Here is a 19,896-nt window from a genome sequence, read left to right as displayed (position 1 = left end):
GACGGGTCGATTTAAGCGGCGGGGTCGAGGATCCGGTCGGCGGGGGTTACTCCTCGTCGTCGTCCACGTCACCAGAACTGCGAAGCAGTTCTGGTTGGCTGATGAGAACGACTACTCGTCGTCGTTCTCATCAACGTCCTCGAAGTCGGCGTCGACGTACTCCTCGTCGTCCGCGTCGCCGCCGGGACCGGCGCCGCCGGGGCCCGCTGCTCCTCCGGGACCGCCCGCGCCGCCCATCCCGCCCATACCGCCGGGACCGGCGCCGCCCGGACCGGCCTGCGCGGCCTGCCCCTCGTACATCTGCTTGCCGATCTCCTGGAGTTCCTCGGTGAGCGCCTCGGTGGCGGACTCGATCTCGTCGGTGTCGGCGTCCTCGTCTTCGAGGACTTCCTCAACGTCCTCGATGGCCGCCTCGATGTCCTCGACGAGCGCGTCGTCGTCCAGTTCCTCCTCGTTCTCTTCGAGGAGCGTCTCGGCGCGCTGGATCGTCGTCTCGGCCTCGTTGCGGGCCTCGATCCGCTCGCGGCGGGCCTCGTCCTCCTCGGCGTGCTGCTCCGCCTCCGCTTGCATCTCATCTATCTCCTCGTCGGAGAGACCGACGCCGCCCTCGATGGTGATCGACTCGGCGTTGCCCGAGCCCTGATCCTCGGCCTCGACGTTGACGATGCCGTTCTCGTCGATGTTAAACGATACCTCGATCTGGGGGGTTCCGGCCGGCGCCGGCGGGATGCCCGAGAGCTGGAACGCGCCCAACAGTTCGTTCTCCTCGGCTATCTCGCGCTCGCCCTGGAAGACGCGGACGTTGACGGAGGTCTGGTTGTCCGCGGCCGTGGTGAACACCTTCGACTCCTCGGTCGGGATCGTGGTGTTCTTCTCGATGAGCCGCTCGAAGAGGCCGCCCTTCACCTCGATACCGAGCGAGAGCGGGGTCACGTCCAGCAGGACGATGTCGTCGACGTCGCCGGAGAGGACGCCGCCCTGGACCGCCGCGCCGAGCGCGACCGCCTCGTCGGGGTTGACGTTCTTCTTCGGCTCCTGCCCGACCAGCTCTTCGACCTGCTCTTGGACCTGCGGCATCCGGGTCGAACCGCCGACGAGAATGACCTCGTCGATGTCCGACTTCGAGTAGCCGGCGTCGGAGAGCGCCTGCTCGGTCGGCTCGACGGTGCGCTCGATGAGGTCGCTCGTGAGCTTCTCGAACGTCGCGCGGGTGACGGACTGTTCGAGGTGGACCGGGCCGCTGTCGGTCGCGGTGATGAAGGGGAGGTTGACCGTGGTCTCCTTCTTGTTCGACAGCTCGATCTTCGCCTCCTCCGCGGCGTCTTTCAGCCGCTGGAGCGCCTGCCGGTCCTCGCGGAGGTCGATCCCGTGGTCGTTTTCGAACTCGTCGGCGAGGTGGTCGATGAGCGCCTCGTCCCAGTCGTCGCCGCCGAGGTCGTTGTCCCCGTTCGTGGCGACGACCTCGTAGACGCCGCCGCCCAAATCGAGGACCGAGACGTCGAACGTGCCGCCGCCGAGGTCGTACACGAGGACGGTCTGGTCGGACTCGTCGTCGAGGCCGTACGCCATGGAGGCCGCGGTCGGCTCGTTGACGATGCGCTCGACCTCGAAGCCGGCGATCTCGCCGGCGTCTTTGGTCGCCTGCCGCTGCTTGTCGTTGAAGTACGCGGGGACGGTGATGACCGCCTTCTCGACGTCGTCGCCGAGATACTCCTCGGCGTCGCGTTTGATCTTCTGGAGGATCATCGCCGAGACCTGCTCCGGCGTGTACTCGTCGTCGCCGATCTCGACGGTGTAGTCGTCCTCGCCCATGTGCCGCTTGATCGACTGGATCGTGCGGTCGGGGTTCTGGACGGCCTGGTTCTTCGCCGGCTTGCCGACGAGCCGCTCGTCGTCGTCGGCGAAGGCGACGACCGACGGGGTGGTTCGGTCGCCTTCCGCGTTGGCGATGATCTCGGGCTCGTCGCCCTCCATCACCGCGAACGCGGAGTTGGTGGTACCGAGGTCGATACCGAGAATTTTGTTGCTCGCCATCTTGCTCACAGATAGCGGCTTGTTTCGGTTAAAGGTTACTAGACGCCGCCATTTGGCCCCAAGATGGAACCCGCCGCTGTCATGCGATTTCTGGATCGTGTGAGTCGGTCACATCGATGTCTTTATACAGATCCGCAAACGCAGCGAGCGTTCGCGGCCGGTCGGAAGGCCACAGTTACCGAACCGGCCCGCGTCCGCCGGCTCAGATCCCGCTCACGAGGTCTTCGAGCACGGCCTCGGGGTCGTCTGCCTTCGCGACGCCGGAGGCCAGCAGGACGCCGGCGGCGCCGAGGTCGCCCGCCGTCGACACGTCCTCGCCGGTCGAGACGCCGGCGCCGCAGAACACGTCGACCGCGGGGTCGACGGCCTCGGCGGCCGCGACCGCGTCCTCGACGATCCCGGGGTCCGCCGTGGCGACGGAGACGTCGCCGCCGATGAGCTCCGGCGGCTCGACGGCGACCGCGTCGGGACCGAGCGCGGCGGCGGCGCCGACCTGTGCGGGGTTGTTCGCGCAGACGATCGTCTCCAGATCGGCGCGCTCGGCGGCGCCCACGGACCCGTCGACGTCCGCGAGCTTCAGCCGCTTCTCGGAGTGGTTGATGAGCGTCCCCTCGGCGCCGTTGTCGGCGGCCGCCTCCGCGAGCGTCGACCCCGTGTGCGAGCCGTGCGCGTTCGGTGAGGCGTGCTGGGCCCACGTCTCGACGCCGGTGTCCGCGACGCGGGCGATGTCGGCGGCCTGCGGCGAGACCGCGATCCGCGCGCCGGACGCCTCGGCCACGTCGCGGGCCGCGGTCGCGACTTCGATCGGATCGCACGGGTACGCCTTGAGGTTCACCAAGATGAACATACGCTCACTCGGAGGGCGCGGCGCAAATAGCTTCATGCTTCGCGGCGCTCCCCGCGTCTCTCCCACGTCCCTCTCGCCGCTCCCGCGACCCGCCGCGAGCGCCGGGTCCGGGTGGCGCTCGCGGCCCCGAGAGCAGAAACGACCTTATACCCCGACGCTGTGGGTCCGACAAGAGATGTCCCTCATCGAGCTCATCGCGGGCGTGGAAGCTCACGAGGCCACGCTGACCGTGTTCAACGCCGATCCGGCGGTTACGGAGGAACTCCGGGAGTACTTCGCCGACCGCAACGTCCGGATCGTCGACGACCAGACGGCCTCCGGGCCGAAGGAGTTCGCCGTCTTGGCGCGGGACGGCGAGTTCGTCACCGCCGTGACCGTCGACGACCTGCTCCCGGACCCGGAGGGAGACGGAGCGACCGCGTCGGCGGGCGGAAGCGACGGACCAGAGGGCGAAGGGGAAGACGACGGACGCGTCGGGAGGCCGGTGTTGGACCACCTCGACGAGACGATGTTCACCTCCTACTCCCGCGACGACATGGTCGCCGCCTCCAGAGAGATCGAGGACCGCGCCTGGCGGGTGGGGGACGGTGAGCTCCACGCGGGGTTCCAGACGCTCGACGTCCTCACCGGCGAGACGGACACCTACGACCTGCTCGGTGAGAAGGAGCGGCTCGACGTCCACGCGTACGCCGCCGACGAGGGCGACGCGCCCGACGTCGAACACTACACCGTCCACGTCGGAAAGACCGCCGAGATCCGGGAGACGTGGTTCGTCGCGTACGACGGGGGCGGGTACGAGGACGCCAAGTGCGCGCTGCTCGCGGAGGAGCGCGCCCCCGGCGAGTTCTACGGCTTCTGGAGCTACGACCCCGAGACGGTCGATTACATCATCGACTACCTGACCGAACGGTACGGCGGCTCGGAGCAGACGGACGACGGCGGCGCGACGGTGTGACGGCCCGCGGCACGGGAGCGACCGCGTGGCTGTCGGCCGCGACGGTCGTGGCGACGGTCGCCACCGCCGGGAGCCTCTGGTTCAGCCTCGGACTCGGCCTCACGCCCTGCGACCTGTGCTGGTACCAGCGGATCGCCATGTACCCGCTCACCGTGGTCCTCGGCGGCCCGTGCGCGGCCGTGCTGTGGGAGAGCCCGGTGTTCGGGCTCACGATCCCGAACCTCTCGCTCGTCGCGTTCGCGCTGCTCGGGGGGCTGCTCGTCGGAGCGCGGCGACGCGCCTGAGAGAAAACGAGCGGGGCGGCCGCCGGTCGCGACGGGGCCGCCCGACGATTCCGGTTTAGTCCTTCCGCTTGACGACATCGCCGAGCGTCATCGTGCCGGCGTCGTCGGTCTCCCACTCGGCGTCGTCTGACGACTGCCCCTCGACCAGCGAGATGTCGAGCGCGCGTTCGAGCTTGCGCTGGACCTCGTCGGTCGGGAGCGTGTCGCCGCGTTCGAGCTTGCGGATGAGGCTCGCCTTCTCGTTGAGCTGGTCGGCCAGCTCCTCCTGACTCAGCCCGCGAGACTCTCGCGCGTCGCGGATCTGGTCGTCGTAGTCGGTGGCGATCTCGTCCATGTCGTCGAACATGTCGCGGGGGCGGGTCGAGCCACCCGACGAGCCGCCGGAGCCCCCGGACGACCCGGACGATCCGGACGACGAGGACGACTTCCCGGTGCTGGAGCTGGTGGAGTACTTGCCGCCGCCGGAGCTCGTCGACTCGTCGCGGACCTCGGTGCCGAAGTCCGTACACGAGCTGCAAAGCTCCAGTTCGGCGCCTTCGACCTTCGTCGTCGTCAGCGAGGCCTCCTCGGCGCCGCACATCTCACACTGGGGCATACGCGACGCTAACGCTCCCGTTGGTATAAAGGGTGTGCCGCGGCCTCGCGGCGGGGCGCCAGCGGTCGCGTTCCGGCACGGGACGCGAGTCGACGCGTGCCGACCGCGTCCCGGTCGCAATCGTGCCGCGGTCGGTACCGACTTGTCGCCGCGGCCGGCAGAGTGGGTATGGACGTCCACGTCACGCGCTCAGACCTCCGAGGGACCGCGCGCGCCCCGCCGTCGAAGAGCTACACCCACCGCGCGCTGCTCGCGGCCGGCTACAGCGACGGCGCGACCGTCGAGTCGCCGCTAATCTCCGCCGACACGCGAGCCACCGCCCGCGCCGTCGCCGCGTTCGGCGGCTCGGTCGCGCCCGCGGGCACCGACGCGTCGACCGGCGGCGCCGAGTCCGACCTCGCCGGCGCCGACGCGCTCGCGGTCGACGGGTTCGGCGGCCGCCCCGCAGTCCCCGACGACGTGATCGACTGCGCGAACTCGGGGACGACGATGCGGCTCGTCACCGCCGCGGCCGCGCTCGCGGACGGCGCCACCGTCCTCACTGGCGACGGCTCGCTGCGCTCGCGTCCGCAGGGACCGCTCCTCGACGCGCTGGCCGACCTCGGGGTCCGCGCGGAGTCGACCCGGTCGAACGGGCAGGCCCCGCTCGTCGTCGCCGGCCCGCTCGCGGGCGGCGAGGTCGCCATCCCGGGCGACGTCTCCTCGCAGTACGTCACCGCGCTGCTGATGGCCGGCGCGGTGACCGACGAGGGGGTCGAAATCGACCTCACGACCGACCTCAAGTCGGCGCCGTACGTCGACATCACGCTCGAACTGCTCGCCGACTTCGGCGTCGAGGCGACCCCGGTCGACGGGGCCGGCGACCCCCTCGACGGCGCCGCGGGCGCCGCGGGATTCACCGTCCCGGGCGGACAGACGTACGAGCCCGCGGGCGGCAGCTACGCCGTGCCGGGCGACTTCTCGTCCATCTCGTACCTGCTCGGCGCGGGCGCGGTCGCGGCCGCGCCCGACGAGGCGGTTCGGATCGAGGGCGCGCGGCCGAGCGCGCAGGGCGACGCCGCCATCGTCGAAATCGTCGAGGAGATGGGCGCGCCCGTCGACTGGGACCGCGAGGCCGGCGAGATTGCCGTCGAGCGCGCCGACCTCTCCGGCGTCACCGTCGACGTGGGGGACACCCCCGACCTCCTCCCCACTATCGCCGCGCTCGGCGCGGTCGCGGACGGGGAGACCCGGATCGAGAACTGCGAGCACGTCCGGTACAAGGAGACCGACCGCGTCGCCGCGATGGCCGAGGAACTCGAAAAGATGGGGGCAGAGACGACCGAGGAACGGGACGTCCTCACGATCCACGGCGGCGAGAGCGACCTCCGCGGCGCGACCGTCGACGGCCGCCACGACCACCGGATCGTGATGGCGCTGTCCGTCGCTGCGCTCGCCGCCGAGGGGACGACGACCGTCCGCGGCGCCGAACACGTCGACGTCTCCTTCCCCGGCTTCTTCGGGACCATGGCCGACCTCGGGATGACCGTCGATCGCGACTGACGCGCGGAGAAGCCAATGGTTATAGCCGTTCGCAATATACACAATATCAAATGGTGGCAGACAGCAGATGAGCGGCGAACCGTCGCCGAACGAAGAGGCGGGCGGACCGAACGCGGCGCTCGTCGTCGGCGTCGTGTTCTCGACGATCGTCGCGCTCACCGTTATCGCGTACACCGTGACGGTGAGCGCGGTCAACGCGTTGGCCGTCGACCTGCTCGCGTACCCGATCGCCGGGGTCGCGCCGTTCGTCGTGATCACCGGCGCCATCCTCACGATCCCGATCATGATCCCGACGGCGCTGATCTCGATGAAGCGGCTGGGCTGACGCCGACGGCGGCGCCGAACACGTCGGCGTCCCCTTCCCCGACTTCTTCGACGCGCTGACCGACCTCGGGATGGCCGTCGAGCGCGACTGCGCGACCGAATAACCATTTATAAACAACCGGCTGTGCGGTGGCGCGTGCCTGCGAGCGGCCGCCCCCGGCGGCCGCGAGGAGCACGCGCGAGGGAGTCGAGCGCTTCGAGGGCGACCGAAGGGAGCCCGAAGGATGCGCCCGACGAGGCTGGGGAGGCGTGAGGTGGTGCGGTCGCTGTGCGGGGCGGGACTCAAAGGGGCAGTCGCGAGGCGGCCGCAGGCGACGTAAGCACCGCAACGAGAGAGCGAACGAAGTGAGTGACCGAGTGAGGAGCGCAGCGAGCGTGCGGCCGCCTCGCGACTGGGGCTTTGGCGGTGTTCTTCGCCGATCCGCGATCGGTTATTTATAAGTAATCGGTCGGGGCTTTGGAGGTATTCACCGTCGACCTGCCAGTTCCTTTTTATAATCGAGTGGCAGGGACTCTGGCGGCAGTCACCGCCACTCCGCGATCGACTATTTATAAATGAGCGGTCGGGAGTTCGAGGAGCTTCGCAGTAGGAACGACGTCGATTGCTTATCTGGACCGACGGGTACACAAGCCCGCCGGAACGAGGGGTCGATATGGACGACATCGACGTCGAACCCGTCGACCGGGTCGACGAGCCCGAAGACGAAGGTCCCGTTGAGCCGGCCGACGGCGACGAATCCCTCACCGTCGACGACGACCTCGCCGACCTCCCGGCGGGCGTCGACGCGCCCGACTACGTGCTGTACGGCGGGAAAGGCGGCGTCGGGAAGACGACGATGGCGGCCGCGACGGGGCTCGCCTCGGCCGCGGGCGGCGTCCGGACGCTCGTCGTCTCCACCGACCCCGCGCACTCGCTGTCGGACACCTACGAGACGGAGATCCCCGCCGAGCCGTCGCGCATCCGCGAGGAGATACCCCTGTACGCCGCCGAGATCGACCCCGACGCCGCGATGGAGGAGGGGATGTTCGGCGCCGACGCCGACCCCCTCGGCGGGCTGGGCGAGATGGGCGACGCGATGGGCGGGATGGGCGGCGAGGGGCCGATGGGCGGCGCGGGCGGCGGCGCCGGAGCGGCGGGCGAGGACGGCGAGGGGCTCGGCGGCCTCCTCGGCGGCACGATGCCCGGCGCCGACGAGGCCGCGGCGATGCGCCAACTGCTGGAGTACCTCGACGACCCGCGGTTCGACCGCGTCGTCGTCGACACCGCGCCGACCGGGCACACCCTCCGGCTGCTCCAGCTACCCGAGATCATGGACTCGATGCTCGGCCGCGTGATGAAGCTCCGCCAGCGCTTCTCCGGGATGATGGACGGGATCAAGGGGATGTTCGGCGGGGGCGACGACGATCCCGACCCGTCGGCCGACCTCGAGGAACTCCGCGAGCGCATCGAGCGCCTGCGGGCCGTGCTCCGCGACCCCGCGAAGACGGACTTCCGCGCCGTGATGATCCCCGAGGAGATGAGCGTCGTCGAGTCCGAGCGGCTCGTCGCGCGCCTCGATGAGTTCGGCATTCCGGTGAACACGCTCGTCGTCAACCGGGTGATGGAGGGCGTCGGCGACGTGACCGGCGGGGACGGACCGAGCATCGACCCCGACTGGGTGGTCGAGCCGAACCCGGACACCTGCGAGTTCTGCGCGCGCCGCTGGGAGGTCCAGCAGAACGCGCTCCGCGAGGCGACGGACCTGTTCCGCGGCCGCGACGTGAAGCGCGTGCCACTCCTCGCGAACGAGGTGCGGGGCGAGGCCGCGCTGCGGGTCGTGGCGGCCTGTCTGGCGTAGACGCGCCGGAACTCAGCCCTGCGTGCGAGTCAGCAGCTGATCGCGGACTCGCTCCGCGAGCCCCGAGAGGTGCGCCTGCCCGAACAGCCCCACGAGGATCGCGCCGACGGTGTTGTACGTGAGATCGGAGATCGTGTCTTCGAGCCCGTGTTGGGCGAGCGGCATGTCGATCCCGGTCTCGGTGGCGACGATGTCGAGCCCGAACTCGAACAGCTCCCAGAGCACGCCGAACGCCAGCACGACGACGACGATGAAGACGAACGCGAACCGCGACGGGATCCGGATCCCGTCGCTGTGGAGGTCGACCCCGCGGAGCGCCGTGTAGCCGGCGGCCGCGACGACCGAGGCCGAAAGCGAGTGCGTGACGTGATCCCACCACTCTATCCGGGCGTAGAATCCCGCGGACCCGACGGTGTGGAGGAAGACGGCGGAGGTGATCCACAGCGCGAGCCACGGGTCGAGCGGGAGGTCGTACCGCCGCTCCGAGGCGGCGGGGATCAGCGTGACGAAGAACCCGATTATTCCGTTGCTTATCGCCTTCTGCTCGCCCGCGAGGAAACCGTATGCGACGATGCCGACGAGGAGGACCTGCATCGCGCCCGTGAGCCGCCGCTGCGACGCGATCGAGGGACGGGGAAGCAGCGTCATCGCCGCATCACCCGACGGATGGCACGCCGGAGCACGAGCCCGCGTTGCCGGAAGTAGCCGTCGAAGAGGACCCCGGCCGCGAGCCCGGCCAGCGTGACGTAGATCCACTCGATCATCAGCGCGTCGTTCGTCGTCAGGAACTCGGTGCCGACGCGCTGGTCGAGGTTCCAGCGCAGCACCGTCCACACCGCCGCCGTCGCCAGCGTCGCCAGCACGACGAAGGCGACCGCGAACCAATGGGTGAGCCGCAGCGTCGTGAACATGTGGAGGTCGACGGCGATCACGAGCGCCAGCGCCGCGATGGCGACGTACGTCGCGAACGTGCCCAGTTCTCCGCCGAGAATCACCCGAACCAGAACCGGCAGCAGCGCCAGCCCGACAAGCTCCGCCGGCAACATCGCTCGCCAGTCCCGGGCCGCGGCCGTCGGCGCGAGCACGACCGCGCCGAGACCGACGACGATCGCCGCCGACAACAGGTCGTAGTCGAGCGCGCTCTCGACGAGCACGCCGACGAGAACCGTGATCATCGCCCACGCGGCGAGCGCGTTGAGCCGACCGTCACGGACCAACCGCGCGAGCCTGTCCTCGACGGTCTCCGGCTCGTCTGGTTCCGGCTCGCCGGGTTCGGTCCCGTGTGCCCCCGAGTCGTCGGCGTCCGCCCCCGCGCCGCCGTCGACGTCGCGGCGTCGGTCTCCGTCCATGTCCGACACGGAGGCCGGGGAACGTAATAAGAAGTCGCTCCCGGACGCGGGCGGGGGCGGCTCGCCCGTCGGGCGCGCTTGACGCGAAGGGAGACGAACCACCGAGCCGAACGGCGAACGGACGCCCTTTTACCCCGTACGACCGTGCGATCGGTATGAACTGTCGGCGGTGTGGCACCCCGATCAAGAAGCCGGGGGACTACTGTCTGACCTGTAACACCGCCAACGCGGACGCGGTCGTGGTCGAGTTCGAGGCGGACCGCGCACGGCTCACGATGCTCGACGAGGACGAGGTCGTCGGCCGGACGACCGTGACGACCCGTCCGGAGAGCGACGAACAGCTGACCGAGATTCAGCTCCGGAACTTCGCCGGCCGCGTCGCGGACGAGATCCGGCGGAAGCGCCCCGACACCGTCTACGCCGCCGGGAAGCGCGAGCCCCTCCGCGAGACGCGCGCGCAGGTCCACCACGAGTTCTACCGCGTTCCCGACGGCGGCGGACGCGACGGCGGCGGGGCGACAGCGGACGGCGAGCGCGACGAGGGCGTGAGCCCGGTCGTCGCGTGGGTCTTAGAGCGCCGGGGCGACCGGTCGCTGGCGGTCGTCGAGACGCCGCCCCGCGAGAAGATCGGTGGGTCGCACTCCACCCTCATCGGGGACCGGAAGGGGCGGAAGGCCGTTCAGACGGTGGCGGAACACCCGCACGTCAAGAAGATCGTCCCCGGCCCTATCGACGCCGGCGGAACGGGGTCGCGGACCGGCCTCCGCGCGAAGGCGACGCGCGCGGGGACGAACGGGAACGTCCGGCTCCTCTTACGCGACGGCTCAAGCGTCCAAGAGAACCGGATCGTCACCACGGCGATGGACCGCGAGACCGGCGAGCGGGTCCGCGAGGACCTCAACGAGGCGCTCCGCGAGGCGGAGCTTCAGGATCCGTAGCCGTTCGTCCGAGTTCCGACACCCGTGTCCGGATCCGTCCGTCGATGCGTCGATCCCGGGCACGCGGCCCGGAACCGGCCGCTACTGAGCGCCTCTCTGTCGCGGGCTTTTTCACGAAACCGAGCGTTTCGCGCGGTGTGAGTACCCTCGTCACGCTCGGTGCGGGCGTCGTCTTCGGCCTGGCGCTCGCGGCGCCGCCGGGTCCGATGAACGCGGTGATCGCGGAGGAGTCCGTCCTTCGCGGTCGCCTCGCCGGCTTCCGGGCTGGGCTCGGCGCCGCGACCGCCGACGCGATCTTCTTCGTCCTCGCGTACGTCGGCGTCGTCGCGGTCGTGGAGTCGTTCCCGCTGTTACAGGGCGTCATGGTCGCTGTCGGCGGCGTCCTCATGCTGTACTTCGCCGTCGGCGCGGCCCGGGGAGCCAGAGAGTCCTTCCGCCCGACCTCGGGCGAGGAGCCGATCGCCGCGGAGGGGAAGGGGTTCCGCAAGGCGCTGGTGCTCGCCTTAACGAACCCGTATCAGGTGCTGTTCTGGCTGACGATCGGCGTCGGCCTGCTTCGGCCTGGCCGACTCGACGTGCTCTCCCGACTGCCCGTCGTCGGCGCCGACCTCGCCGGGACGCTCGTGGTCGCCACCGGCTCGCCGGCGCTCATCGGCGGGTTCTTCCTCGGCGTGCTGACGTGGATCGTGGGGTTCCCCACAGGGCTCGTCGCCGCCGAGCGCCGGATCGAGACGTTCGCGCCGCTCGTCGCCGTCGGCTCCGCGGTCGTGCTCGCCGGCTTCGGGGTCTACTTCCTCTACGACGCGGCGACGACGCTGGCGGCGCTCGGCGCGTAGCGGGGGCGACCGATCGAGCAAGGGAACCGCTCGACCGCCTGCCCCCGCCGAGCCGCTTTCCGGCCGGTCAGCGACCCGCATGGACAACGGCTTTGACCCGTCGGCGCGACCGACCCGTATGTTCGAGAAGACGACGTGGATCAAGCTCCCGCGGAACGTCCTCGTGGGACACGACGTGGTCGACGACCTCGGGGAGGCGGTCGGGGACCTCTACCTGACGGGGCGGCCGCTGATCGTGACCAGCCCCACGCCGAACGAGATCGCCGGCGACCGCGTCCGGGCGCAGTTCGACGACCCCGCGACCGCCGTCGTCGAGGACGCCTCCTTCGATGCGGTCGAGAAGCTCACGGAGACCGCCGAGGCGGTCGACCCCGGCTACCTGATCGCCCTCGGCGGCGGGAAGCCGATCGACATCGCGAAGATGGCCGCCGACCACCTCGACGTCGGGTTCGTCTCCGTTCCGACGGTCGCCTCCCACGACGGCATCGTCTCCGGGCGCTCCTCGATCCCCGAGGGCGACACGCGTCACTCGGTCGCGGCCGACCCGCCGCTCGCGGTCGTCGCGGACACGACGCTGATCGCGGACGCGCCGTGGCGGCTCACCACCGCGGGCTGTGCGGACATCATCTCGAACTACACCGCGGTGAAAGACTGGCGGCTCGCGCGCCGCCTGCGCAACGTCGAGTACAGCGAGTACGCGGGCGCGCTCTCGGAGATGACGGCGGAGCTGCTCGTCGAGAACGCCGACATGATCCGGCCCGGCTTAGAGGAGTCGGCGTGGGTCGTCGTGAAGGCGCTCGTCTCCTCCGGCGTCGCGATGTCGATCGCCGGCTCCTCCCGGCCCGCGTCCGGCGCGGAACACCTCATCTCCCACCAGCTCGACCGGATCGCTCCGGGGAAGGCGCTCCACGGCCACCAGGTGGGCGTCGCGTCGATCATGACCGAGTACCTCCACAGCGGCGAGAACGGGCGGTGGAGCGCCATCCGCGACGCGCTCGCGGAGCTTGACGCCCCGACGACCGCGAGCGAGCTCGGGATCGACGACGCGGAGCTGCTCGCCGCACTAACGAGCGCCCACGAGATCCGCGACCGCTACACAATCCTCCAGGGCGGGATCAACGAGGAGGCGGCGGTCGAGGTCGCGACCGCGACCGGGGTCATCGACCGGTAGTCGCGGCGACGCGCCCGAGATCACCGACCGGTAGTCGCGGCGACGCGCCCGGGGCGAAACCTCCCGGCCCGCGGGAGCACCCGAAGCCGACTTATCGCTCCGTTCCCTCCGTCCGATATGTCCACCGCCAGCGCTCGCGACAGGGCGAAAGAACATCCCGGCGCGATAACCCTCCTCCTCACCGTCGTCGGTTACGGCGCCGTCGGCGGGGTGTTCCTCGTGCCCGAGTTCCAGGCGCTGTTCCCAACGCTCACGCAGGGGACCGTCGACCTGCTCGCAGACGCCATCGCCGCCGTCAACACGGTCACCGTGATCACACTCTCGCTCGGGTGGTACTGGATCCGCAACGACGAGGTGAAGAAACACGCCGCGGCGATGACGACGTCGTTCGGTCTCATCCTCCTGTTCCTCGCGATGTACCTCCCGAAGGTCGCCGGCGGCGGCACCAAGGAGTTCGTGCTTGACTCGGCGTACGCGTGGGTCCCACTGTGGGACTGGGTGTACCCCGCGTACCTGGTCATGCTCGCGATCCATATCGTCCTCTCCGTGGTTTCGGTCCCCGTCGTCCTCTACGCAATCGTCCTCGGGCTCACGCACACGGAGCGGGAGCTCCGGAACGAGACGCCCCACCGGCGCGTCGGGCGGATCGCGGCGAGCGCGTGGATCCTCTCGCTCGTCCTCGGGGTCGTCACCTACCTCCTCTTGAACCACCTGTACGACTCGACGTTCGCGGCCGCCGAGGCCGCGACGGCCCTCCTGCCGGCCGTTCCGGTCTGAGCGTTCTGCGCTTTCGGCCGGCTTCCCGGTCCTCCCGCCACTCCCGGCCGCGCCCGCCGCCACCGAAACGCTTGACAGGCGGCCGCGACACCCTTACCCATGACACAGTGGATCGGTGAGACGTTCACGAGCGACACGGGCTGGAACCACCTCCTCGACCTCGTCGACGTCGGCGATCGGATGGCCGGCTCGGCGGGCGAGCGCGAGGCCCTAGAGCTGACCCGCGACGCGTTCGACGACGCCGGCGCGCAGAACGCGACGATAGCGGAGTTCGAGATTCAGGGCTGGGAGCGGGGCGACAGCGCGGTCCGAGACGCCGCGACCGAGGAGCCGCTCGCGGTCGGTCCGAACGCCTGTATCGCGCTGCCGCGGAGCCCGAGCGGCGAGGTGACCGGGGAGTTCGTCGACCTCGGCTACGGGGTCCCGGAGGACTTCGAGGCCGACCTCGACGGCAAGGTCGTGATGGTCTCGTCGGACACGCCGGACTCGGTCGACCGGTTCCTCCACCGCCGCGAGAAGTACTACCGCGCGGTCGACGCCGGCGCCGCGGCGTTCGTCTTCGCGAACCACGTCGAGGGGACGCTCCCGCCGACCGGTAGCGTCGGGACCGCGGACGCCCCGATCGGGGAGGTTCCGGCGGTGGGCGTCTCGAGGGAGACCGGCGCCCGGCTCTCGCGGCGTAACGAGGGCGACGAGGTGACCGTCGCGGTCGACTGCGAGACGCCCACGGCGACGAGCGGGAACGCCGTCGCAGAACTGGGGCCCGACACCGACGAGCACCTGCTCGTCTCCTCGCACGTCGACGCCCACGACCTCGCGGAGGGCGCGATGGACAACGGCGCGGGGACGGCTACCATCGTCGAGGTCGCGCGGGCGCTCGCGACGCGCGAGGACGAACTCGGTATCAAGGTGCGGTTCGCCGCGTTCGGCGCCGAGGAGGTCGGGCTCGTCGGCTCCTCGACGGCCGCGGAGGCGGCCGACCGGGAAGCCGTCCGCGCCGTCGTCAACGTCGACAGCAACGTGTACGGCCGGACGCTCCGGCTCGATCACCACGGCTTCGACGCGCTCGCGGCGGCCGCCGAGCGCGTGAGCGATAAGTTCGGCCACCCGGTTTCGACCGGCGGGAAGCTGGTGCCCCACAGCGACCACTGGCCGTTCGTGAAGCGGGGCATTCCGGGGTACATGGTCTCGGGAGAGACCGAGGGGCGCGGCCGCGGCTGGGGACACACTCACGCCGACACGCTGGACAAGCTGGAGTCGCGGAACCTCAGGGAGCAGGCGATCCTCCTGACCGAACTGGTCGTCTACCTCGCCGAGGCGGACGCGTCGATCCCCCGCGGCGACACCGACGAGATCGCCGCGGCGCTCGAAGCCGAGGGGAAGGCGACGGGGATGAAGCTCACCGGCGACTGGACGTTCGGAACCGAAGCGGACGGCGAGTAGGTGAAAAGCGGGAGTCGGTCGCGCCCGGCGAGGTTCGGTCCGCGGTCCGTCAGGCGACGACGAACTGGTTCCAGATCCCTTCGATGACGAAGAACAGCGCGTAGTACGACGACCACACCAGCACGACCAGCGAGGCGGCGATCGAGCTCTTCGGCGCCTCGATATCCAGGTCGTTGCGCGCCTCGACGTTGCGCGCCTCCAGTTCGAAGAAGTCCGCGATGAACATCGCGAGCACGAGCACCGACAGGATCGTCCCGCTCACCGGCGAGTCGAGGATGAAGAGGAAGCTCAGGAGGACGAGCCCGACGTTGGTGAACACGTGTGGCGTGTACGCCTCCACGCTGTCGGCCGCCTCTCCCTGATCGACGTGCCGCCTGTGCGCGAGGTGCCGCGTCGCGAGGTTCGCGACGGTCATCACGAAGATCGCGTACGGCAGCACCGGCCCGACGGCCGCCAGCCAGCCGAGGGGAACGAGGAACTGCAGTGGGTCCATATCCACCACTTCCGGTCAGGACGTATTAGAGCCTTTCCGATCGCCGCGCCCGAGACGAGGTCGCGGGCGGAGAGCGGCGGCCCCCCTCACTCCGACGTCGGCGCGAGGAGGTCGACCGTCGCCGCGGTCTCGACGCGGACCGCGCGGTGTGGCGCAACGGTCCCCCGCCGCGTCCCGTCGACGACCAGCGCCACCGGTTCCTCCTCGCGCTCGACGGTAACGCGGACCCCGTCCGGCGCGACCCACCTGCCGGGCCGGGTCGTGAACGGCGCGACGGGGACGACCGAGAGGCCGCCGCCGGGCGACACCGCCGGCCCGCCGGCCGCGGCCGCGTAGCCGTCGCTCCCGAGCGGCGTCGCGACCACGGCGCCGTCGGCGCGCACCGAGACCGACTCGCCGTCGGAGAACGCGATCTCGTACTCCGAGATCCGGGCGGGCGCCGCCGTTACGAACGCGGCGTCCGCGGCCGCGAACCGGCGCCGGTCGACCCCCGCTCCGTCGACCGCGAGGACCGGATGCGCGACGCGCGAGAACCCGTCGAACGACGCCGCAGACCCGCCGAGACCGTCGACGACGGCGCCGAGCCGGTCGGTCGCGAAGTCGTGTTCGACCGCGTGACGGCCGCCGCCGACCGGGAGGACCGGCACCGGACGCGCGTCCCCGTCCGCGACCGCGCGCATCGCGTCCCGCAGCGCGGCGTCCCCGACGGCGACGATCCCGTCCGCCTCTGAGCGGTCGGTGAGGCGGGCGTCCGCGGCTGTCGCCGCCGATCGCACCGCCGCCGCCGGCTCGCCGTCGCCGAGAACCGCGAGGCTACGCGTCCGCTCGCTCATGCGCAGGGGTGAGACCAGCGGGGGTGAAAAGCTCCCGGTTCGTCGGCGGCCGCAGCCGCATCGGCCGAGGGTGAGACCGAACCGAGGAGAGGCGAGGCGGCGGGCAGCGCGTTCAGTTCGCGGCCGCGTCGTCGTCGCCGCCGAGCGCGTCGCGGAGCTGTCGGCTGGTCGGGATGAGCACCCAGAACGTCAGCGCGCCAAGGACCATCAGCCAGAAGAACATGTCGCCCGCGAGCAGGCCGATCTCGCCGTACGCCGTGTTCACGCCCTCCGGCGGGTTAACGAGTTGCACGATCTCGTAGTACGACGGCGTGCGGTACCAGCCGCCGAAGGTGATCCACCCGAGACCGCCGATCGTAAACAGGGCGAAGCCCTTCATGAACTCGTCTGCCATTATCTTACGTTTCGCTGGAGTCGTCTTGAGACTTTCCCATCCCCTGTCCGCGGAACCGCGTCCCGAGCACGTACACGGCGGTTCCGAGGACGATGAACCCCACGCCGGTTATCGCCATCACCGCCACCAAGACGTCTTCCGGCGGCAGGATTCCGGCGTTGTCGAGCAGGTAGACGATGGTCGTTCGGACGAAGCTGATCTGGAGCGTCGCGGCGTCGATGAGGGTGAACCCGACGAAGTAGGTGACGACCGCGGCGAGCGTCGAGAAGACGGTCACGGCCTTGTACAGCCGGAAGGGAACGACGACCTCCCGACCGCTCGGACCGTCTCGCGGCCCCGTCTGCTCGTTGCGCGGGTCGGCGTCGTCGTCGCTCGCGATCGGGTCGCCGGTCTCGTCGAACGCCTGCGAGGAGTCGCCGTCTGTTGAGGATGACATGGGTGATACGGAGCGTCGGAACGGGGGGCAACCGCGTCTCCGCCGGGGGACCGAGGAGGGGGTCGCTTACTTCGGCGGCCGCAGCATGAAGTACCGACGGTTGAGGTCGTACATGTACCCCTCGCGCATCGTCTTCAACACCGCGTAGGTGATTACCCCGCCCGCGATGGGGAGCATGAACACGAGCGAGAACAGCAGATCGAGCTGGATCGGGAAGAAGTTCTGGATAGCGAGCACCGCCAGCGTGAACGCCAGGATGACCCCGGCCACGCCGAGCGCTGCCCAGCCCGGTTCCTCGACGGGGCGCCGCGCGTTCCCCTTGTTGAGGAAGGGAACGAGCGTGATGACGCCGAAGATGCCCCCGTGGGCGACGAGTCCGTACAGCTCGTTGGACATCACGATGTTGCCGCCCAGCACGGCGAGCTCGGGGTTGATCGGGCTGAGCTTCAGCAGGCCGAACGACCAGTAGAGGTACCAGTCGGGCAGGATGATCGCCGGCGTGGAACCGGGGTTCGCCGGATCGCCGAAGTGGGACGGCAGGATCGAGGACACGAGCAGGATGACTCCGATGAAAAACGACGTGATCGCGAGGTTGCGGATCGTCTCGTGGGGCCACGTCGGGAAGCCGAGCACGTCGCGCTCGACGTACGTCGACTCCGCGCGCAGGTCCTCGTCCTCGCGGCGGGAGCGCTCGAAGTACTGGTAGGTGAGCTGTGCGAGCCCCTGGCTGCGCTCCTTCCGCTCGGACCAGGTGGGCGTCTCGTCGTCCGGCGGGACCGTCGCCGGCGGGCCGCCGTCGGTGCGCGCCTCGTCGTCGGTGCCTCCGTCGGTCATGGGGGTGGTGTCGTCGGTCATTGGATTAGTGCGGTTCCGCGATGCCCTGCACCCAGACGATGCCGACGTGGACCGCGATGAGCGCGGTGACCACGAACGGTAACACGAACACGTGCAGGATGTACATTCTCACGAGCGTCGCCTGCCCGAGCGTGAAGCCGCCGAACAGTAACTGAGCCGCCCACTCGCCCACGATGGGGGTCGCGAGGGCCAGTTCGACGCCGATCTGCGCCGCCCAGAAGGACAGCTGCTTCCACGGGAGGACGTACCCGGAGAAGCCGAACAGTAGCGTCAGGGCGATGAGCACGACGCCGAGGATCCAGTTGACCTCGCGCGGCTCCTTGTACGCTCCGGTGAAGTAGACCCGCAGCATGTGGAGGAACACCGCCGCCACCATGAACTGCGCCGCCCAGCGGTGGATGGAGCGGAGCATGAAGCCGAACTGGACGTCCTTCATGATCATCACCATCGAGTCGTACGCGGCGGTGGGGTCGCCCTGCGCCGCCGCCCCCGCGGTCGACGGTGCGTAGTAGAACCCGAGCATCGCGCCCGACACCGCCGCGAGCAGGTACGCGATGATCGAGAGGGACCCGAGCGAGTACAGCGGGTACCAGTACCAGAACTTGTTGTCGAGGTCGTACTGTTCGGTGTGGCTCTTCGGCATCTGGAGGTTGGCGCGGTAGTACATCGTCTCCAGCAGTTCGAGGTAGTCGACGATGCGGAGCCGCTTGTCCAGCCAGATGAGCGTGGTCAGGAACGCCGTCTCGATGGTCGTGAGGTCCTGACTCTTGAGCCACGCGTTGTGGTCCATGTCGTCTTGTTTTTTCAGACTCATTGTCGAATCACTTCTTGTAGTACGGGTACACTGCCCGCTTCAGGGTGTCCGCGAGGTTGCCGGTGTCGATTCCCTTGCCGTCTTTGTCCTCCTCGCGGACGTACAGGTCCTCCCACTTGCGACGGCGTTTCTTCACGATCATCACGTCCGGGAGGAACTCCTTTCGGTACAGCAGCAGGATGAACGCGAGGTCGATGAAGATGAGCGCCAGCAGCGCTCCGACGTACATGTTCCCGGCCTCCGTCGACGCCCACGCGGACATCAGCCCGTAGGTGAACAGCGCGACGAAGACGACCTCGATGACGGTGAGGAGGACGATCGCGATCGCGGCCGCCGTGCTCTCGCGGGCCGGCTCGTACCGATGGATGTCGCCGTACGAGGAGTTGCCGGAGCTCATCTGGCACCCCCGTGACCGGTGTGAGCCGACTCGCCGTACTTGAGCATGTAGAACGTGAACACGAACGTCATCCCGATGCCGAGGATCGCGGAGATGCCGACCCAGTGGGCGTGGAGCGGGACGCCCACCTTCGCGATGTCCTCTGGCCACCCGGTGCTAGCGCCGCCGCCGACCTCGACGGTGGCGACGTCTTCACCGACGGCGATGCCGCCGTGCATGCCGACCGCGGTGTGAGGCACGCAGTGGTAGTGGGTGATGCCGGCGTCCTCGCCGGATGTCTCGTACTCGTAGGTGTACCCCTCCTCTCCGACGGGATTGCCGCTGTCGAGGGCGGCCGGACCGCCGTCGTCGACCGTCTGGACGTTGTGGTCCCCGCCGTTTCCGGTCCACTCCCAGACGACGGTCGTCCCCTCGTCGACCCACACGAGGGTCGGGTCGAACGCGAGGCCGTCGCTGCCGGCGCCGACCGAGATGGTCACCTCGTCCTGGCCGCGGGCGTCGGTGTACGACCCGACGTTCCCGTCGGCCGCCCCGCTCGGCCAGTCGGGCTGTACCTCCTGTGCAGCCGCCGTTCCGGTCGCCCCGGCGGAGGCCGCGACGGCGGCGGTCGCGCCGCCGGCCGTCCGCACGAAGTCCCGCCTTTTCATACAGTTTCCCTCAGGACGGGGTCCGCTTAAACCCACCGACTGAAACCGCCGACGGGGAGGGAGTATCGGGGGCTGAGACCCGTGAAATCGGAGG

23 protein-coding genes are annotated in these 19,896 nt (G+C 69.7%); 10 read left to right on the top strand and 13 right to left on the bottom strand.

Annotated features, from left to right (window positions below):
• Nucleotides 1-111: 111 nt before the first annotated feature.
• Nucleotides 112-2,034, bottom strand: a complete 1,923-nt coding sequence (gene dnaK, locus KI388_RS01970; RefSeq protein ID WP_215087735.1) for a molecular chaperone DnaK — start codon at nucleotides 2,032-2,034, stop codon at nucleotides 112-114.
• A gap of 202 nt (nucleotides 2,035-2,236) precedes the next feature.
• Nucleotides 2,237-2,881 (bottom strand): triose-phosphate isomerase, encoded by a 645-nt coding sequence (gene tpiA / locus KI388_RS01965; RefSeq protein ID WP_215087734.1) that lies wholly within the window; start codon nucleotides 2,879-2,881, stop codon nucleotides 2,237-2,239.
• A 175-nt stretch (nucleotides 2,882-3,056) separates the two neighbouring features.
• Between tpiA and KI388_RS01960 the strand changes: the two genes are divergently transcribed.
• Nucleotides 3,057-3,836: a DICT sensory domain-containing protein gene (locus KI388_RS01960; protein WP_215087733.1), complete on the top strand. Its 780-nt coding sequence runs from the start codon at nucleotides 3,057-3,059 to the stop codon at nucleotides 3,834-3,836.
• Nucleotides 3,833-4,120 (top strand): disulfide bond formation protein B, encoded by a 288-nt coding sequence (locus KI388_RS01955; RefSeq protein ID WP_215087732.1) that lies wholly within the window; start codon nucleotides 3,833-3,835, stop codon nucleotides 4,118-4,120. The genes KI388_RS01960 and KI388_RS01955 overlap by 4 nt, the downstream gene beginning before the upstream one ends.
• 55 nt (nucleotides 4,121-4,175) lie before the next feature.
• Here KI388_RS01955 and KI388_RS01950 read toward each other — a convergent pair whose 3' ends face one another.
• Nucleotides 4,176-4,715, bottom strand: a complete 540-nt coding sequence (locus tag KI388_RS01950) for a multiprotein bridging factor aMBF1 (RefSeq protein WP_215087731.1) — start codon at nucleotides 4,713-4,715, stop codon at nucleotides 4,176-4,178.
• Nucleotides 4,716-4,883: 168 nt separating this feature from the next.
• Here KI388_RS01950 and aroA point away from each other — a divergent pair, with 168 nt between their 5' ends.
• From aroA to KI388_RS01935, 3 genes are all read left to right on the top strand, one after another.
• A complete protein-coding gene (gene aroA, locus KI388_RS01945) occupies nucleotides 4,884-6,257 on the top strand; it encodes a 3-phosphoshikimate 1-carboxyvinyltransferase (protein WP_215087730.1) in 1,374 nt (457 codons plus the stop codon).
• 67 nt (nucleotides 6,258-6,324) lie between these two features.
• Nucleotides 6,325-6,582 (top strand): hypothetical protein, encoded by a 258-nt coding sequence (locus tag KI388_RS01940; RefSeq protein ID WP_215087729.1) that lies wholly within the window; start codon nucleotides 6,325-6,327, stop codon nucleotides 6,580-6,582.
• Nucleotides 6,583-7,234: 652 nt separating this feature from the next.
• On the top strand, nucleotides 7,235-8,419 hold the full coding sequence (locus KI388_RS01935; protein ID WP_215087728.1) for a TRC40/GET3/ArsA family transport-energizing ATPase: 1,185 nt from the start codon (nucleotides 7,235-7,237) through the stop codon (nucleotides 8,417-8,419).
• A 12-nt stretch (nucleotides 8,420-8,431) separates the two neighbouring features.
• Here KI388_RS01935 and KI388_RS01930 read toward each other — a convergent pair whose 3' ends face one another.
• Nucleotides 8,432-9,067 (bottom strand): hypothetical protein, encoded by a 636-nt coding sequence (locus KI388_RS01930; protein ID WP_215087727.1) that lies wholly within the window; start codon nucleotides 9,065-9,067, stop codon nucleotides 8,432-8,434.
• The gene (locus KI388_RS01925; RefSeq protein WP_215087726.1) at nucleotides 9,064-9,768 is read right to left on the bottom strand and encodes a hypothetical protein; all 705 of its coding nucleotides are present in this window, start codon (nucleotides 9,766-9,768) and stop codon (nucleotides 9,064-9,066) included. Before KI388_RS01925 ends, KI388_RS01930 begins: the two co-directional genes overlap by 4 nt.
• Before the next feature lie 155 nt (nucleotides 9,769-9,923).
• Between KI388_RS01925 and KI388_RS01920 the strand changes: the two genes are divergently transcribed.
• From KI388_RS01920 to KI388_RS01900, 5 genes are all read left to right on the top strand, one after another.
• Nucleotides 9,924-10,706 (top strand): DUF2103 domain-containing protein, encoded by a 783-nt coding sequence (locus KI388_RS01920; RefSeq protein ID WP_215087725.1) that lies wholly within the window; start codon nucleotides 9,924-9,926, stop codon nucleotides 10,704-10,706.
• A gap of 137 nt (nucleotides 10,707-10,843) precedes the next feature.
• Complete coding sequence (locus tag KI388_RS01915) at nucleotides 10,844-11,542, top strand: LysE family translocator (protein ID WP_215087724.1); 699 nt, start codon at nucleotides 10,844-10,846, stop codon at nucleotides 11,540-11,542.
• 118 nt (nucleotides 11,543-11,660) lie between these two features.
• Nucleotides 11,661-12,713 carry an NAD(P)-dependent glycerol-1-phosphate dehydrogenase gene (locus tag KI388_RS01910; protein WP_215087723.1) on the top strand — a complete coding sequence of 351 codons (1,053 nt, stop codon included), beginning with the start codon at nucleotides 11,661-11,663 and terminating at the stop codon, nucleotides 12,711-12,713.
• A 117-nt stretch (nucleotides 12,714-12,830) separates the two neighbouring features.
• The gene (locus KI388_RS01905; RefSeq protein WP_215087722.1) at nucleotides 12,831-13,490 is read left to right on the top strand and encodes a DUF420 domain-containing protein; all 660 of its coding nucleotides are present in this window, start codon (nucleotides 12,831-12,833) and stop codon (nucleotides 13,488-13,490) included.
• Nucleotides 13,491-13,589: 99 nt separating this feature from the next.
• Nucleotides 13,590-14,933 carry a M28 family peptidase gene (locus KI388_RS01900; RefSeq protein WP_215087721.1) on the top strand — a complete coding sequence of 448 codons (1,344 nt, stop codon included), beginning with the start codon at nucleotides 13,590-13,592 and terminating at the stop codon, nucleotides 14,931-14,933.
• Between the two features lie 49 nt (nucleotides 14,934-14,982).
• Here the strand turns inward: KI388_RS01900 and KI388_RS01895 are convergent, their stop codons facing one another.
• The 8 genes from KI388_RS01895 to KI388_RS01860 form a co-directional block, all read right to left on the bottom strand.
• On the bottom strand, nucleotides 14,983-15,426 hold the full coding sequence (locus tag KI388_RS01895; RefSeq protein ID WP_215087720.1) for a hypothetical protein: 444 nt from the start codon (nucleotides 15,424-15,426) through the stop codon (nucleotides 14,983-14,985).
• Nucleotides 15,427-15,512: 86 nt separating this feature from the next.
• Entirely contained in the window at nucleotides 15,513-16,259 is a 747-nt protein-coding gene (locus KI388_RS01890) for an NAD(+)/NADH kinase (RefSeq protein WP_215087719.1), read from the bottom strand.
• 112 nt (nucleotides 16,260-16,371) lie between these two features.
• Nucleotides 16,372-16,653, bottom strand: a complete 282-nt coding sequence (locus tag KI388_RS01885; protein ID WP_215087718.1) for a hypothetical protein — start codon at nucleotides 16,651-16,653, stop codon at nucleotides 16,372-16,374.
• Between the two features lie 4 nt (nucleotides 16,654-16,657).
• Nucleotides 16,658-17,089 (bottom strand): hypothetical protein, encoded by a 432-nt coding sequence (locus tag KI388_RS01880; RefSeq protein WP_215087717.1) that lies wholly within the window; start codon nucleotides 17,087-17,089, stop codon nucleotides 16,658-16,660.
• A 66-nt stretch (nucleotides 17,090-17,155) separates the two neighbouring features.
• Nucleotides 17,156-17,944: a cytochrome bc complex cytochrome b subunit gene (locus KI388_RS01875; protein ID WP_215087716.1), complete on the bottom strand. Its 789-nt coding sequence runs from the start codon at nucleotides 17,942-17,944 to the stop codon at nucleotides 17,156-17,158.
• Between the two features lie 4 nt (nucleotides 17,945-17,948).
• Nucleotides 17,949-18,758: a cytochrome bc complex cytochrome b subunit gene (locus tag KI388_RS01870; RefSeq protein ID WP_215087715.1), complete on the bottom strand. Its 810-nt coding sequence runs from the start codon at nucleotides 18,756-18,758 to the stop codon at nucleotides 17,949-17,951.
• Between the two features lie 7 nt (nucleotides 18,759-18,765).
• The gene (locus KI388_RS01865) at nucleotides 18,766-19,155 is read right to left on the bottom strand and encodes a hypothetical protein (protein ID WP_215087714.1); all 390 of its coding nucleotides are present in this window, start codon (nucleotides 19,153-19,155) and stop codon (nucleotides 18,766-18,768) included.
• Nucleotides 19,152-19,802: a halocyanin domain-containing protein gene (locus KI388_RS01860; RefSeq protein WP_215087713.1), complete on the bottom strand. Its 651-nt coding sequence runs from the start codon at nucleotides 19,800-19,802 to the stop codon at nucleotides 19,152-19,154. The genes KI388_RS01865 and KI388_RS01860 overlap by 4 nt, the downstream gene beginning before the upstream one ends.
• Between the last annotated feature and the right edge of the window lie 94 nt (nucleotides 19,803-19,896).

Source organism: Halorubrum sp. 2020YC2 (assembly GCF_018623055.1).
Classification (GTDB): Archaea; Halobacteriota; Halobacteria; order Halobacteriales; family Haloferacaceae; genus Halorubrum.
The sequence above is the reverse complement of the archived record's forward strand: the minus strand, read 5'-3'. Positions and strand labels throughout refer to the sequence as shown.

Bases quoted from the DNA above. Each gene is read 5' to 3' on its own strand.
- KI388_RS01905 (WP_215087722.1), top strand. From the start codon at position 12,831: ATGTCCACCGCCAGCGCTCGCGACAGGGCGAAAGAACATCCCGGCGCG.
- KI388_RS01960 (WP_215087733.1), top strand. From the start codon at position 3,057: ATGTCCCTCATCGAGCTCATCGCGGGCGTGGAAGCTCACGAGGCCACG.
- KI388_RS01920 (WP_215087725.1), top strand. From the start codon at position 9,924: ATGAACTGTCGGCGGTGTGGCACCCCGATCAAGAAGCCGGGGGACTAC.
- tpiA (WP_215087734.1), bottom strand. From the start codon at position 2,881: ATGTTCATCTTGGTGAACCTCAAGGCGTACCCGTGCGATCCGATCGAA.
- KI388_RS01860 (WP_215087713.1), bottom strand. From the start codon at position 19,802: ATGAAAAGGCGGGACTTCGTGCGGACGGCCGGCGGCGCGACCGCCGCC.
- KI388_RS01930 (WP_215087727.1), bottom strand. From the start codon at position 9,067: ATGACGCTGCTTCCCCGTCCCTCGATCGCGTCGCAGCGGCGGCTCACG.
- KI388_RS01895 (WP_215087720.1), bottom strand. From the start codon at position 15,426: ATGGACCCACTGCAGTTCCTCGTTCCCCTCGGCTGGCTGGCGGCCGTC.
- KI388_RS01940 (WP_215087729.1), top strand. From the start codon at position 6,325: ATGAGCGGCGAACCGTCGCCGAACGAAGAGGCGGGCGGACCGAACGCG.
- KI388_RS01890 (WP_215087719.1), bottom strand. From the start codon at position 16,259: ATGAGCGAGCGGACGCGTAGCCTCGCGGTTCTCGGCGACGGCGAGCCG.
- KI388_RS01950 (WP_215087731.1), bottom strand. From the start codon at position 4,715: ATGCCCCAGTGTGAGATGTGCGGCGCCGAGGAGGCCTCGCTGACGACG.
- KI388_RS01865 (WP_215087714.1), bottom strand. From the start codon at position 19,155: ATGAGCTCCGGCAACTCCTCGTACGGCGACATCCATCGGTACGAGCCG.
- dnaK (WP_215087735.1), bottom strand. From the start codon at position 2,034: ATGGCGAGCAACAAAATTCTCGGTATCGACCTCGGTACCACCAACTCC.
- KI388_RS01880 (WP_215087717.1), bottom strand. From the start codon at position 17,089: ATGTCATCCTCAACAGACGGCGACTCCTCGCAGGCGTTCGACGAGACC.
- aroA (WP_215087730.1), top strand. From the start codon at position 4,884: ATGGACGTCCACGTCACGCGCTCAGACCTCCGAGGGACCGCGCGCGCC.
- KI388_RS01870 (WP_215087715.1), bottom strand. From the start codon at position 18,758: ATGAGTCTGAAAAAACAAGACGACATGGACCACAACGCGTGGCTCAAG.
- KI388_RS01925 (WP_215087726.1), bottom strand. From the start codon at position 9,768: ATGGACGGAGACCGACGCCGCGACGTCGACGGCGGCGCGGGGGCGGAC.
- KI388_RS01900 (WP_215087721.1), top strand. From the start codon at position 13,590: ATGACACAGTGGATCGGTGAGACGTTCACGAGCGACACGGGCTGGAAC.
- KI388_RS01910 (WP_215087723.1), top strand. From the start codon at position 11,661: ATGTTCGAGAAGACGACGTGGATCAAGCTCCCGCGGAACGTCCTCGTG.
- KI388_RS01885 (WP_215087718.1), bottom strand. From the start codon at position 16,653: ATGGCAGACGAGTTCATGAAGGGCTTCGCCCTGTTTACGATCGGCGGT.
- KI388_RS01875 (WP_215087716.1), bottom strand. From the start codon at position 17,944: ATGACCGACGACACCACCCCCATGACCGACGGAGGCACCGACGACGAG.
- KI388_RS01935 (WP_215087728.1), top strand. From the start codon at position 7,235: ATGGACGACATCGACGTCGAACCCGTCGACCGGGTCGACGAGCCCGAA.